The 13,226-nt window shown below is 53.3% G+C and carries 11 protein-coding genes; 1 reads left to right on the plus strand and 10 read right to left on the minus strand.

From position 1 onward, the window contains the following. Positions 1–221: 221 nt before the first annotated feature. The 4 genes from dnaJ to hrcA all read right to left on the minus strand — a co-directional run bounded on the left by dnaJ (position 222) and on the right by hrcA (position 5,091). Complete coding sequence (gene dnaJ / locus HQN87_RS04545) at positions 222–1,346, minus strand: molecular chaperone DnaJ (protein ID WP_173128433.1); 1,125 nt, start codon at positions 1,344–1,346, stop codon at positions 222–224. A 119-nt stretch (positions 1,347–1,465) separates the two neighbouring features. Then, positions 1,466–3,313 (minus strand): molecular chaperone DnaK, encoded by a 1,848-nt coding sequence (gene dnaK / locus HQN87_RS04550; RefSeq protein WP_173128436.1) that lies wholly within the window; start codon positions 3,311–3,313, stop codon positions 1,466–1,468. Between the two features lie 109 nt (positions 3,314–3,422). Continuing rightward, the gene (gene grpE / locus HQN87_RS04555) at positions 3,423–4,010 is read right to left on the minus strand and encodes a nucleotide exchange factor GrpE (protein WP_246552972.1); all 588 of its coding nucleotides are present in this window, start codon (positions 4,008–4,010) and stop codon (positions 3,423–3,425) included. 49 nt (positions 4,011–4,059) lie between these two features. Next, a complete protein-coding gene (gene hrcA, locus HQN87_RS04560; RefSeq protein ID WP_173128439.1) occupies positions 4,060–5,091 on the minus strand; it encodes a heat-inducible transcriptional repressor HrcA in 1,032 nt (343 codons plus the stop codon). A gap of 261 nt (positions 5,092–5,352) precedes the next feature. Between hrcA and HQN87_RS04565 the strand changes: the two genes are divergently transcribed. Further along, positions 5,353–6,018 carry a hypothetical protein gene (locus HQN87_RS04565; RefSeq protein ID WP_173128442.1) on the plus strand — a complete coding sequence of 222 codons (666 nt, stop codon included), beginning with the start codon at positions 5,353–5,355 and terminating at the stop codon, positions 6,016–6,018. Positions 6,019–6,118: 100 nt separating this feature from the next. Here HQN87_RS04565 and HQN87_RS04570 read toward each other — a convergent pair whose 3' ends face one another. The 6 genes from HQN87_RS04570 to gpr all read right to left on the minus strand — a co-directional run bounded on the left by HQN87_RS04570 (position 6,119) and on the right by gpr (position 13,086). Beyond that, positions 6,119–6,628: an N-acetyltransferase gene (locus HQN87_RS04570; RefSeq protein WP_173128446.1), complete on the minus strand. Its 510-nt coding sequence runs from the start codon at positions 6,626–6,628 to the stop codon at positions 6,119–6,121. Positions 6,629–6,702: 74 nt separating this feature from the next. Then, positions 6,703–7,875: a radical SAM family heme chaperone HemW gene (hemW, locus tag HQN87_RS04575; RefSeq protein WP_173128449.1), complete on the minus strand. Its 1,173-nt coding sequence runs from the start codon at positions 7,873–7,875 to the stop codon at positions 6,703–6,705. A gap of 173 nt (positions 7,876–8,048) precedes the next feature. Continuing rightward, positions 8,049–9,860, minus strand: a complete 1,812-nt coding sequence (lepA, locus tag HQN87_RS04580; RefSeq protein ID WP_173128452.1) for a translation elongation factor 4 — start codon at positions 9,858–9,860, stop codon at positions 8,049–8,051. A gap of 128 nt (positions 9,861–9,988) precedes the next feature. Next, positions 9,989–10,501 (minus strand): hypothetical protein, encoded by a 513-nt coding sequence (locus HQN87_RS04585; RefSeq protein WP_173128455.1) that lies wholly within the window; start codon positions 10,499–10,501, stop codon positions 9,989–9,991. Between the two features lie 34 nt (positions 10,502–10,535). Further along, a complete protein-coding gene (locus HQN87_RS04590; RefSeq protein ID WP_173128458.1) occupies positions 10,536–11,906 on the minus strand; it encodes a stage II sporulation protein P in 1,371 nt (456 codons plus the stop codon). A gap of 169 nt (positions 11,907–12,075) precedes the next feature. Next, positions 12,076–13,086 (minus strand): GPR endopeptidase, encoded by a 1,011-nt coding sequence (gene gpr, locus HQN87_RS04595; RefSeq protein ID WP_173128461.1) that lies wholly within the window; start codon positions 13,084–13,086, stop codon positions 12,076–12,078. Positions 13,087–13,226 lie beyond the last annotated feature (140 nt).

The following is a 13,226-nucleotide window of genomic DNA, read 5'->3' on the forward strand; positions in this document are numbered from 1 at the left end:
TTTCACAAAATTCAATTGTACAAAGTACCATAGATTGTATTTTTCGGCCGATTTTCAAGTCATCTACTGTACAAAGTACAATCAACAGGCTGGGACTCCCCTCCTTTCCTATTCGATTCCCTATATCTCCGCCACATCTACAAGAAGCGCCCCGCCTCCATCACTGGAGGCGGGGCGCGGCTGTATCCTTGGTGTAACCATTATTCAATGCTATGAAAAGATCAGTCCCCGCGGAACGCCCGCTTCACGCGGTCGAAGAACGACTGCTCCTGTTCATGCGTGTTCTCTCCATTGTAGGAGGCGAACTGGCGGAGCAGGTCCTTCTGCTCATCGCTGAGCTTGCTTGGCGTGACCACAATGACGCGGACATGCTGATCGCCGACGCCATTGCCGCGAAGATGAGGAACGCCCTTACCTTTGAGGCGGAAGAAGGTTCCGGTCTGGGTGCCCGCCGGAATCTTGAGCTTCACTTTTTCCGTCAGAGTAGGGATTTCAATCTCGTCACCGAGCGCCGCCTGAGCGAACGTTAAGGGAACCTCGCACATAATATCATCGTTCTCGCGTTCGAAGAAGTCATGATTCTTCACGCGGATCACAATGTACAGATCTCCGGCCGGGCCGCCGCGTGTGCCGCCTTCACCTTCACCGGTCATGCGCAGCTGTGCGCCGTCATCGACACCGGCAGGGATACGCACATGAATCTTGCGTTGCTTCTTAACCTTACCCTGACCTGCGCAGGTGGTGCATTTCTCTTTGATGATCTTGCCTGTGCCGCTGCAGTGTGAGCAGGGACGGCGGTTACGCATCTGTCCAAGCGGTGTATTCTGCACGAATTCCTGTTGTCCGCTGCCGTGGCATACCGAACAGGTCTCCGGCTTCGTGCCCGGCTTGGCACCGGAGCCGAAGCAGGTATCGCAGGTCTCCGTGCGCGGAATGGTAATATCGGTCTCTTTGCCGAACACCGCTTCCTTGAACTCAATGGTCATCGTATACTGCAAATCGCCGCCGCGCTGCGGTGCATTCGGATCACGCCGTCCGCCGCCGCCGAAGAACATATCGAAGATATCGCCAAGACCGCCGAAATCTCCGCCACCGCCGCCAAAGCCGCCGCCCATCCCCTGATTAGGGTCAATATGTCCATATTGGTCATAACTTGCCCGCTGCTGTCCATCGCTGAGGACGTCATAAGCTTCCTTCACTTCTTTGAACTTAGCCTCAGCATCGCTGGCCTTATTCACATCCGGGTGATACTGGCGCGCCAGCTTGCGGTACGCCTTCTTCACTTCATCCTCTGAAGCATCTCTGCCGAGGCCCAGAATCTCATAATAATCACGTTTATCTGCCACTGCTTTCACCTCCGCACATCGTCAATTATCCCTATTTACAAGGTAAAAGGAAAGTCAAAACACGGGATGCCCCGGTCTTGACCTTCCCTTCTGTCCAAAATAGAACTTATCGTTCAAGGTTACCCTTGATTCTTCTCATCGTCAACCACTTCGTAATCCGCATCTACCACGTTGTCTTTCTTGGCGTTGCCTTCAGAAGCTCCCTGGCCGCCTTCAGCGCCTTGTTCTGCCTGTGCAGCCTGCTCATACAGCTTCACGGACAATTGCTGTACGATCTCGTTCAACGCCTCTGTAGCTGCATTGATCTCTTCCAGGTTGTCAGTTTCAAGTGCAGCCTTCAGCTTATCCTTAGCTTCATTGGCCTTGTCAATCTCAGAAGCATCAACCTTATCTCCAAGGTCTTTGATGACTTTGTCCGTGGAGTAGACGAGCTGGTCAGCGCCGTTCTTCGCTTCGACCAGTTCTTTACGCTTGCGGTCTTCCTCAGCGTGCAGCTCAGCATCCTTCATCATCTGTTCCACTTCGGCATCGCTCAGGCCGCTGGAGGAAGTGATGGTGATCTTCTGGCTCTTGTTGGTGCCTTTGTCTGTAGCGGATACGTTAACGATACCGTTGGCGTCGATATCGAAGGTAACTTCGATCTGCGGTACGCCGCGCGGTGCCGGTGGAATCTCGTTCAGCATGAAGCGTCCCAGCGTCTTGTTGCCGTTCGCCATCTGGCGCTCACCCTGCAATACGTGGATTTCAACGCTTGGCTGGTTGTCAGCGAAGGTCGAGAATACCTGCGATTTGCTTGTAGGGATGGTAGTGTTGCGCTCAATCATCTTCGTGAATACGCCGCCTGCAGTTTCGATCCCCAGGGACAGCGGAGTTACGTCGAGGAGCACTACGTCTTTTACATCACCGGTCAGTACGCCAGCTTGAACAGCAGCACCAAGGGCTACAACTTCATCCGGGTTAACGCCTTTGTGCGGATCTTTGCCTGTAAGCTTCTTGATTGCATCCTGTACCGCAGGAATACGTGTGGAGCCGCCGACCAGTACGATTCTGTTCAGATCAGCAGGCGTCATGCCGGCATCGCTCAGCGCTTGACGGGTAGGTCCCAGTGTACGCTCTACCAGGCTTGCTGTCAGCTCGTCGAATTTGGCACGGGTCAGGTTGATCTCCAAGTGCTGAGGAACTCCGTCTACCACCGTAATGAACGGAAGCGACACTGTAGTAGTCAGTACGCCGGACAGCTCTTTTTTAGCCTTTTCTGCAGCATCCTTCAGACGTTGTACCGCTGCTTTGTCCTTGCTCAGGTCAATGCCTTGCTCTTTCTTGAATTCAGACACCAGATAATCCATAACCAATTGGTCAAAATCATCACCGCCCAGACGGTTGTCACCGCTGGTAGCCTTAACTTCAAAGAAGCCGTCGCCCAGTTCAAGAATCGATACGTCGAACGTACCGCCGCCAAGGTCATAGACCAGGATCGTCTGGTCTTCGGATTTCTCCAGACCGTAAGCAAGTGCGGCTGCCGTTGGCTCGTTGACAATACGCAGTACTTCAAGGCCGGCAATTTTGCCCGCATCCTTGGTAGCTTGACGCTGACTGTCATTAAAGTATGCAGGAACCGTAATAACGGCCTGGGTTACGGTCTGGCCCAGATAGGCTTCAGCGTCGGATTTCAGCTTCTGGAGAATCATTGCCGAAATTTCCTGTGCAGAGTAGTCTTTGCCGTCAATGCTTTCTTTGTGGCCCGTACCCATGTGGCGCTTGATGGAAGCGATGGTACGGTCAGGGTTCGTAATCGCCTGGCGTTTCGCTGTTTCACCGACGATGCGCTCGCCGTCTTTCTTGAAGCCTACAACAGATGGGGTTGTACGCGCACCTTCCGGATTCGGGATAACGACGGCTTCGCCGCCTTCCATAACGGCAACGCAAGAGTTCGTGGTTCCAAGGTCAATACCGATAACTTTACTCACTGTAATTTGCCTCCTCAGAAATAATGTGAAGCCCGGGGCTTCAGCCATTTATATTATAGTAGAATTGTGCTTCGCCATATCTTGCAGTCTTGCCTTATATAGAACAGAACTACATGCTGACTTTGACCATGGCCGGACGAAGAACTTTATCTTTCAGGAGATAGCCCTTCTGGACTTCTTCCGTCACGATACCTTCCCCGTACTCCTCGCTCTCCACCTGCATGATCGCCTGATGATATTCAGGGTTAAAAGGCTGTCCTACCACTTCCATGGCTTCCAGTCCTTCAGACTTCAGGACTCCCTCCAGCTGGCGGAAAATCATATTCACGCCTTTGATAAACGCCTCGGAATCGGCACCTGCCGCCGGAGTAGCCAATGCGCGTTCAAAATTATCCATGACCGGAAGTAATTCGGTTACGAGCTTCGAGGTCGCATATTGCGCCAGCTCTTCCTTTTCTTTCTGGGTCCGGCGGCGGAAGTTATCGAAATCAGCCTGCACACGCAAGGTACGCGCCTGATGTTCATCTGCAAGCTCCTGCAGCCTTCTGTATTCCTCATTGTCTGAAGCCGCCTCGCCGGCCTCTTCAGCCGTAAATGAGCCGCTGTCTGCTCCAGCTTCAGCCTCATCGGCCGCCTGGTTCTCATTCACCTTAGGATCATTCTTCTCATTCATTTCTTGAACCTCTTCCTCTTTCAAGTTGTCTTCACCTCCTTAGTATCATTCACGATGAACAATTACACTCTGTTCACTTATACCAGTGTGCCAGCATCGCTGTCAAATCCCGGGATAGAATCCCCAGAATACCCATGACACGCGCGTACTCCATTCGGGTCGGGCCCAGGATACCGATGCTTCCCAGCGGCTTGCCGTCGAGTGAATACGTTGCGGTGATCAGACTGCAGTTGGCGAAGGCCTCATGCTTATTCTCTGTACCAATGCGCACTTGCATTCCTGTTCCGCCGCTGGCCGGGGTAAGCATTTTGAGCAGGGTAGGTGTCTCTTCCAGCAGATCCAGAATAGTCTTCACCTTATCGACGTCCTTGAACTCCGGCTGGGTGAGCATATTCGTAGCTCCACTTAGGTAGATACGCTGTTCATGGTCGCTCTCAAGTGCCGTATCCAGCACCTGCATTAATTCTTCATAGTGGGAGATGTGACGCTGCATTTCTTCACCCAGCTCGGAATAGAGCTGACTCTTCAGCTTATAGAGCGGTACATTGACCAGCTTGCTGTTCAGCAGATTCACGACCTTCTCCATCTCGGATACTGATATCCCGGGAGGAAGGCTTACGGTCTTGTTCTCTACCTGCCCGGTGCTTGTAACGATAATCGCCACAGCGGTCTTGTCATCGAGCGGAAGCAGCTGGAAATGGCGCAATGAAGTATGAAAAACCTCCGGTCCAAGCAGGATGGAAGTATAATTCGTCATATTGGAAAGAATCATTGCCGCATGTTGGATGACCTGCTCCGTAGCATTCAGCTTCTCTGCGAAAAAAGCGCGGATCGTGCCCAGTTCGGCCGTTTCGGCGGAATTCCACGGTACCAGATGATCCACATAATAGCGGTAGCCCTTATGGGACGGGATTCTCCCTGCCGAAGTATGAGGTTGTTCCAGGTAACCCAGATCCTCCAGATCGGCCATTTCGTTGCGGATCGTGGCAGGACTGTAGCCCACATCCCCGCGTTTCGAGATACTGCGCGAGCCTACCGGCTCAGCAGAAGAAATATAATCATCGACAATTGCATTCAGTATCATTCTCTGGCGTTCAGTTAACATGTTATTCCCTCCTATCCGGCTGTGGCTCCGATTCGTTAGCACTCTAACGAGATGAGTGCTAACCACTAATACAAAAATACCAAACTGACCTCAGCATTGTCAAGTCATTCAGCGCCCTAACCTGCGCCTATTTCAGTCAAAACATTATTTCGCATAAATAACCGCAACCATTTCCTGGATGATGGCGTCCAATAATCAGGGAGTGATGAGATGCGTGTAATGAAAACAGGGGGCTCTGCTATATCCGCAGTCCTTTTAACTATGCTAATCCTTACGGGCTGCACCCATAAGATATTACAGAGCAAGTGCATCGGTGTCGATGCGGATTATGTATCCATCCTGCAATGGGACGGCGTCCTATATGCTGATCAGACCGGTCCCGATCCCAGCCCGCTTGCGAAAGGCAAGGCCATCGGTACAATCACTTATAGTAAATCCGAGCATGAGTGTCCCCGGCAGGGGCTCCAGGATGGCGATGCTACCAATCTTGCGGTGGGAACGGAGCTGTATGAAGTGAAGGGTTATAAGACATCGGCGAGACTCTGGGCGGGGGACAGGCTATATGAAGCAAGCAACAATCCTGCTGCCAGAACGCTTAACGATCTGCTGGATGTTGCCGGCAAAATACAAACCGTCCGCTTCATCAGCGGCAATGACGGGTCTGACCTGATGGACTTCACCCCGGAGGCCAACGCCGTGTTCATCCGAGAGTTCCCCAAGCTGGAATACCTCCCGTTCGAGGAGCTGTCCAAGCAGACCAAGAGCTGGGTAGGCGACAAGTACTGGATGGAGATCGAAATGAAGGACGGGTCTGCCGTAAGAATTACCTATAATACAATGTTCCCATCCTTCCTGCCTTCCGCATATGCCACACCGGAGCTTGCCGAACTTGTAGAGCAGCAGCGCAAGCTTATCTATGCACAATAACCTATTCATCAAAAAACCACTGTTCCCCTTAAAGCATCCGCTCCCGGGAAGGACAGTGGTTTCTTATTATATAATTTACCGGGGGCGGGTGCCCGCCGGATTAGTCCAATCTCTTCAGCACCGCGATCTCATCGCAGGCATGCTGCTTCTTGCAGTTCACACAATCGGTCCAGACCTTCTCGGGGAAAATCTCCTTCTCTACCACATCAAAGCCGTTTCTGAGGAAGAAATCCACTGCATAGGTCAGCGCCATAATCTTCGGAATTTTCTGGCGTCTGGCTTCTTCCGTCAGCTTCTCCAGAATGATCGAGCCTACGCCTCTGCCCTTGCCTGCATCGTTCAGACCAATCGACCGTACCTCAACAAGGTCGCTTCCCAGCCGGAACAAGGAACCGCAGCCGACAAATTTGCCGCCGATTTCAGCAATCACGAACTGGTCGATCTGGCGGGTCAGTGCTTGCCTTGAACGGGGCAGCATAATCCCTTGCTTAGCATACTCCTCTATCATCAGATACAGCGGCTCAACATCCTCCACCGTAGCATTTCTGCATATCACCTGCTGCTCTCCCGCAGCAGATTCCTGGCGGAACCCATCTGTTTTGACAAGCACTTTGACTCACCCCTCGTTGTTAATATGAATAAATATACAACAGAGTGAATTACAATTCAAGGGGTATTTCAAAATTAAACCTCTGTCAAAGCACCGACAAATTCGCCAAAAACATCGTTCCCGAACAGGATGCCCTGCTTGCTCAGACGATAGGTGTCCCCGGTCTGCTCCAGCAGCCCCGCCTTAAGCATTTTATGCAGCGGGCCGGCAAAAACTTCCTCCAGCGGCTTCCCGAATTGTGAGCGGAAGTCCGCATCCGATACCCCTTCGCGCATCCGCAGGCCAACCATCATGAAATCCTCCATCGCCTCCTGCTCGGAGATCTCAAAGCTGTCCAGACGCGGCAGCCCGCTGCGCGAAGCTTCAATATACGGATTCACGCCCTTGATATTCATGTGCCGCTGCCGGCCCACATACCCGTGCGCTCCTGCGCCAAGGCCATAATAATCCTCATTGCGCCAGTACGTGATGTTGTGGCGGCTCTCCAGCCCCGGCTTGGCAAAATTACTGATCTCATATTGCGTATACCCCGCAGCCTCCATGGTAGACATAAGCAGCAGATACATCGCCAGCTCATCCTCTTCATTCGGCAGCGGAAGCTTGTTTTTGTTGAACAGAGTATGGAACAGCGTATTCTCCTCCACCTTCAGGCTGTAGATGGAATAATGGGGAAGATCCAGCTCCAGCGCCTTGGTGATGCTCTCTCTCAGCATATCCACTGTCTGGTTCGGCAGGCCGAACATCAGATCCAGAGACAGGTTATCCAGCCCGACCGCACGGGCATTCTCCAGACTGCGGTATACGTCATTCACATCATGAATCCGGCCGATTCCGCTCAGCAGCTCATTCTGGAACGCCTGCACCCCGAAGCTGACCCGGTTGACCCCGCCTTCCTTCATGACTCTGAGCTTATCAATATCGGTAGTGCCGGGGTTAGCTTCCATAGAGAACTCAATATTCTCGTCCCACTGCGGGAAATGCCTGCGGACCGACTGGAGGAAATACGCCATCTCATCTGGCTTCAGTACAGTAGGCGTACCCCCGCCGACAAATATAGTCTTGATCACCCCCGGAGGCGTGTGCTTCACGGTCATTTCCATCTCACGGTCGAGCGCATAGAGATAATCCATCACCGGCTGGTCCTTCAGCACATAAGAATTGAAATCACAGTAGAAGCACTTATTCGTGCAGAACGGGATATGAATATATACAGCCTCAGGGGGACGGCCATTGTTCGTTGTGTTCATAGCAGTCTCCTTTATTCCATTATTAATGTATAAGCTTGCCGCAGCCACTGCTGCTGAAAAGCAAGAAGAAACGGCTGCACCGCCCTGCTTAGGACGGCAACCGTTTCTGTGAGAAATAGAGCGATATATTCCGACTATAATCTTAGCCATAAGCTAAGGGAGCTTATACCCGGCTATTCAATCTGAAGCACGGCCATGAACGCTTCCTGCGGCACCTCAACGCTGCCGACCTGCTTCATGCGCTTCTTGCCTTCCTTCTGCTTCTCCAGCAGCTTCCGCTTACGCGAGATATCGCCGCCGTAGCATTTGGCGAGCACGTTCTTGCGCATGGCCTTAACGGTCTCACGTGCTACAACCTTCGTGCCGACGGATGCCTGGATCGGCACCTCGAACATCTGGCGCGGGATAATGCCGCGCAGCTTCTCACAGATGACCCGTCCGCGGTTATACGCCCGGTCGCGGTGAACGATGAAGGACAATGCATCCACCTGCTCATTATTCAGCAGGATGTCCATCTTCACCAGGTTAGACTGGCGGTAGCCGGAGATTTCGTAATCGTAGGAAGCATAACCCTTAGTGCCGGATTTCAACTGATCGAAGAAGTCGTAGACGATTTCGGACAGCGGAATCTCATACGTAATCGTTACGCGGTTCGTATCAAGATATTCCATGTTAACGAATTCGCCGCGTTTGTTCTGGCAGAGCTCCATAACGGTACCCACGAAGTCGTTAGGTACAATGATCCCCGCCTTCACATACGGTTCTTCAATGAAATCAATCGTCCCGATCTCCGGATAATGCGACGGATTGTCAATCTGAATCGTCTCTCCGTTGGTCAGCTTAATCCGGTAGATAACGCTCGGTGCCGTTGTAATCAGCGGCAGATTGAACTCACGCTCAATCCGTTCCTGAATGATCTCCATATGCAGCAGCCCAAGGAAGCCGCAACGGAAGCCGAAGCCCAGGGCACTGGAGCTTTCCGGCTCGAAGCTCAGGGAAGCATCATTCAACTGCAGCTTCTCCAGCGCTTCACGAAGATCGTTATAATCGGAAGTCTCAATCGGATAGAGACCGCAGTAGACCATCGGGTTAATTCTGCGGTAGCCCGGCAGCGGCTCAGCGGTCGGACGCTTGGCATCCGTCACCGTATCCCCGACACGGGTGTCGCCTACATGCTTGATCCCGGCCACAATGAAACCGACATCGCCGATGTTCAGTTCATTGACAATGGTCATACGCGGCATGAAGGCCCCGACCTCTATAACCTCAAAGGTTTTGTCGGTAGCCATCATTCTGATCTTGGAACCGGCCCGGATACTGCCGTCAATTACGCGGACGTAGACAATAACGCCCTTGTACGGATCATAATGGGAGTCGAAAATCAGCGCCTTCAGCGGCTCTTCCGAGTTGCCTGTCGGCGCGGGAACCTGCTTCACGACCTGCTCAAGAATCTCCTTGATGCCGATGCCTGCTTTGGCCGAAGCCAGAACCGCATCACTTGCATCCAGCCCGATGACATCTTCAATCTCCTGCTTCACCCGGTCGGGATCGGCATTCGGGAGATCAATCTTGTTGAGTACCGGAAGAATCTCCAGATTGTTATCCAGAGCCAGATACACGTTAGCCAAAGTCTGGGCCTCAATCCCCTGCGCTGCATCCACAACCAGCAATGCGCCTTCGCAGGCCGCAAGACTGCGGGATACCTCATAGGTGAAATCGACATGCCCCGGTGTGTCAATCAGATTCAGATAATAATCCTGTCCGTCATCGGCACGATAAGTCAGGCGAACGGCCTGCAGCTTGATGGTGATGCCGCGCTCGCGCTCCAGATCCATTTGATCAAGTACCTGCTCCTGCATTTCACGCGAAGTGAGCGCACCCGTATACTCCAGAATGCGGTCAGCCAGTGTCGATTTGCCATGGTCTATATGTGCAATAATCGAGAAATTGCGGATTTGTTGTTGTCGTTTCTGAACGTCAGTCATTCCTTACCCCCACAGACAGCCTAATGTTAATCCACTTATTATAACAGTACGGGCTTCACCCATCAATCCCGCCGGCTCCTGGAAAAGAAAGAAACTGCCGGGACGGCCGGAAATTCCGCCGCCCCGGCTCACTCTTCCGATGAATCGAAGAGTGAGACCACCCAGCGGATGCCCTTCTGCGAGGCCTGCTGCAGCAGACCGGCTGTCTTATCCGCCAGCACATCCACCGTGGGCTTTTGCTCCTCCGGAAGCAGAATTTGCTCAGGACTAAGTGTAGAATAGTCCTTCACTTCCTGCTGGGGAAGGCTTCCCGAACCGGCAGTCTTCCCCTGATCCGGCAACGGCTGCTGTACCGGCAGTGCGGTATAAGCACCCGTTGCCGGATCAATGGCCACAGGCACGTATACATATGCCTGTCCATTTGGTGCCGTACCAGCAGCCGGAACAGACGCAGCTCCAGCCGTTCCGTTCTGACCCGCCGGAAGCTGCCGGACTGCTGCCGTATTCCCGGCCGGCTTGCTCCAGTCCGGCAGCATGCCGGAGATTCCCGAACCGCCGCTTCCGCCGAACTGCAGGCCAATCAGCAGCCCCACTCCCGCCCATATCCCGACCACTACCAGCTTTTTACCGAACCGCGTCATATGCCCCGCTCCTTTTCAATATAATGTTATCCGCTCAGGAAGCCCCGCCTGCAGGCGTCTTCGCATCAGTACCTTCCAATTGAACCTGGCCCTGTTCAGGCGCTGCCGCCTTCTCCGCATCCCGGCTGTCCCAATACACATCAGCAATCGCATCCGCCAGAATATCCGCTGTCCGCTTCAGCTCATCGGCACTGTTGTCGATTCCGCCGACCTCAATCAGGACACTGTTCGGGGATAACGTCTGATTATATTCCCCATTATTCCCGTTTCCGGAGGATTTTCCCCATATGCCGCGGGAGATCCCAGGATAATTTTTCTCCAGCAGCTGATGGATCTTGTTGGCGAAGGCCTCGTTTTGTTTCCAGTTTTTATTCGCATGACCCAAAATGAAGTACACCTGGGCGTAATTTTTGCCGTTGATTTGTGCGGTTGTTTTGCCGTGCCGCTGTGAATCCCGGTGGATATCAATCAGCTCGCTCATGCTATCATGGGTTGCCATTGCCGATTTCACAGTCATCCGTGAATATTTATAGGAGAAGTTCCAGTTGTAGCCCGGTACCTCCGTGGCATAATCCTCCTGTGCATGAACCGTCCCGATCCCGCGTTCTTCCAGTCTCTTGGCAATATAGGACCCCACCAGCATTACATTCTTGGAAGGGACGGCAGAGCTGGGATTATCACTCTGTGCGCCAAGCAGCGGGTTATACGCCTCCCGGGGATGAGAATGATAGACAAGAATACGCTTAATAGAGGTATCTCCGGTCTGGTTCTCCGGATCACCGCTCCCGGAATAACCCTGGTCCACATCCTCTCCGGGTGAATCAGGGGCAGGCGAGGCCTCCGGCGGCGTAACCTCTCCGCCCGGATGGCCTTCGCCGTTGCCCGTATCCGTTCCGGTCTCTGCCCCCCCAGGATCGGCACTTGTACCCGGCTCTTCCCCGGCCGCCAGTTCATCTCCCCCGGGATGATAATCGGCAGGCGCCCCCGTGCTCCCTCCTGAGCCTTCCCGCAGCAGGAAGGGATCATCTGCAGCAAGTCCGGGCATTTCACGCGAGACCAGACTCTTCGGGTCACCCGGATCGACGCTGGTCAGCAGCCGGAATACGAAGGAGGTTACCTTGTCCCCCGAGAAGGCCGAAGGCTCCTTGCCCTGCGGCAGATGGGGAACCTCCATACCCAGCAGTTCCATGAAGAACCCGCTGGAGAGCGAGGCGGCCAGCCCCTTCATAGACGGAATAGGTGAAGAGTTCAGCTTCTGCCCGGCTAACCCGCCGGCTCCAAGCAGCATGAAAAACACAAGTGAACCTCCGGCCAGCAGCAGCATCGTCCTTCCCAGCGACAGAATATCCATCAGCCGTCCGCGCAGCCGCCCAATATTCCATAGCTGAAACCATTTTCTGTTCATGATTGTTATGTCCTCCTCTAAGCCCTCTGTAATCTCTCATACTCCAAATCTATGAGCGGAAGAGTTATGCTAGAACTACAGAATGAGAGACAGTTTGGGCGAGAAGTAGAAATAGACCCGCAACCACTACTGCCTTGCGGCAGTCGGTGCGGGCCTGTTCTGAAGCCAATTAGTGAGTGTAGGCTCCGACATTGCCCGGATCTACAGCTTCATGCAGTGCAGCGTTGAGGCCGCTTGCCACAATATTGGCGATATCTTCAATAAATTCATCAATCTCCTTGGGGGTAACAATCAGGTCATGCCCCAGAGGTTCGAGCACTTCCTTCACCAGGGCCAGCCGCTCATGCTCGGAGATATCATCAAGCAGTCCCATAATCTCTTTGGTGTGGGCGCCTCCGTCAGCCATTTGTCCGAAATGTCTGCTCATCATCTCCAGTACGTTATTGACGATCGTGGAAGCATAGCAGACCGTGGGGACGCCAATCGCGATGCAGGGAACGCCCAGCACTTCCTTGGTCAGCCCCCTGCGCTTGTTCCCGATGCCTGAGCCGGGGTGAATGCCGATATCGGCAATTTGGATCGTTGTATTAATTCTTTCCAGCGAACGGGAAGCCAGCGCATCAATGGCAATAATGACATCCGGGCGGGTCCGGTCCACAATCCCCTGAACGACCTCACTCGATTCAACCCCTGTCAGCCCAAGCACTCCGGGAGCTATCGCACTCACATTCCGGTAACCGGGCGAGATCTGATCGGGCATCAGCTCATAGAACTGCCGGGTAATCAGCGCATTCTCCACGACCAGCGGCCCCAGCGAGTCTGGCGTCACATTCCAGTTGCCGAGGCCCACGATCAGCACCTTGGAATCGCGGCCGATGCCGATTTTGACCAGGAACTGCTCGAATTCACGGGCAAACACAATGGAGACCTTCTGCTGCAGACCGGTGTCCCCTCCGCGCAGCGCAGGCACCTCAAGGGTCACGTAATTGCCGATAGCCCGTCCGATAGCCTGAGAACCGGCAGGGTCTGCTACAGAAAGTCTGGTAACCTTGATGCCATCGGCTTCTTCCACTTCTTCATTAACGCCAGGTATCGGCGCATTGGAGTGCCGCTCTGCCATTTCCTTCGCTTCCACCGCCAAATCCGTACGTACCGAATACAGCTGAAGATCCAGTTCCATTATTAGTCCAGCCTCCTTTTGCATATTGCTGATAGTGTGCGAGAGAAAGCCTCTGTTTATACAAACCGCTGCGAGGGAATTCCAATGCTTTTTCTGTTGCTTTTTGCTACTCTTCATGCTAAACTATTTTAAGTTGTGAA

Origin of the sequence: Paenibacillus tritici (assembly GCF_013204885.1) — a bacterium.
GTDB lineage: Bacteria > Bacillota > Bacilli > Paenibacillales > Paenibacillaceae > Paenibacillus_AQ > Paenibacillus_AQ tritici.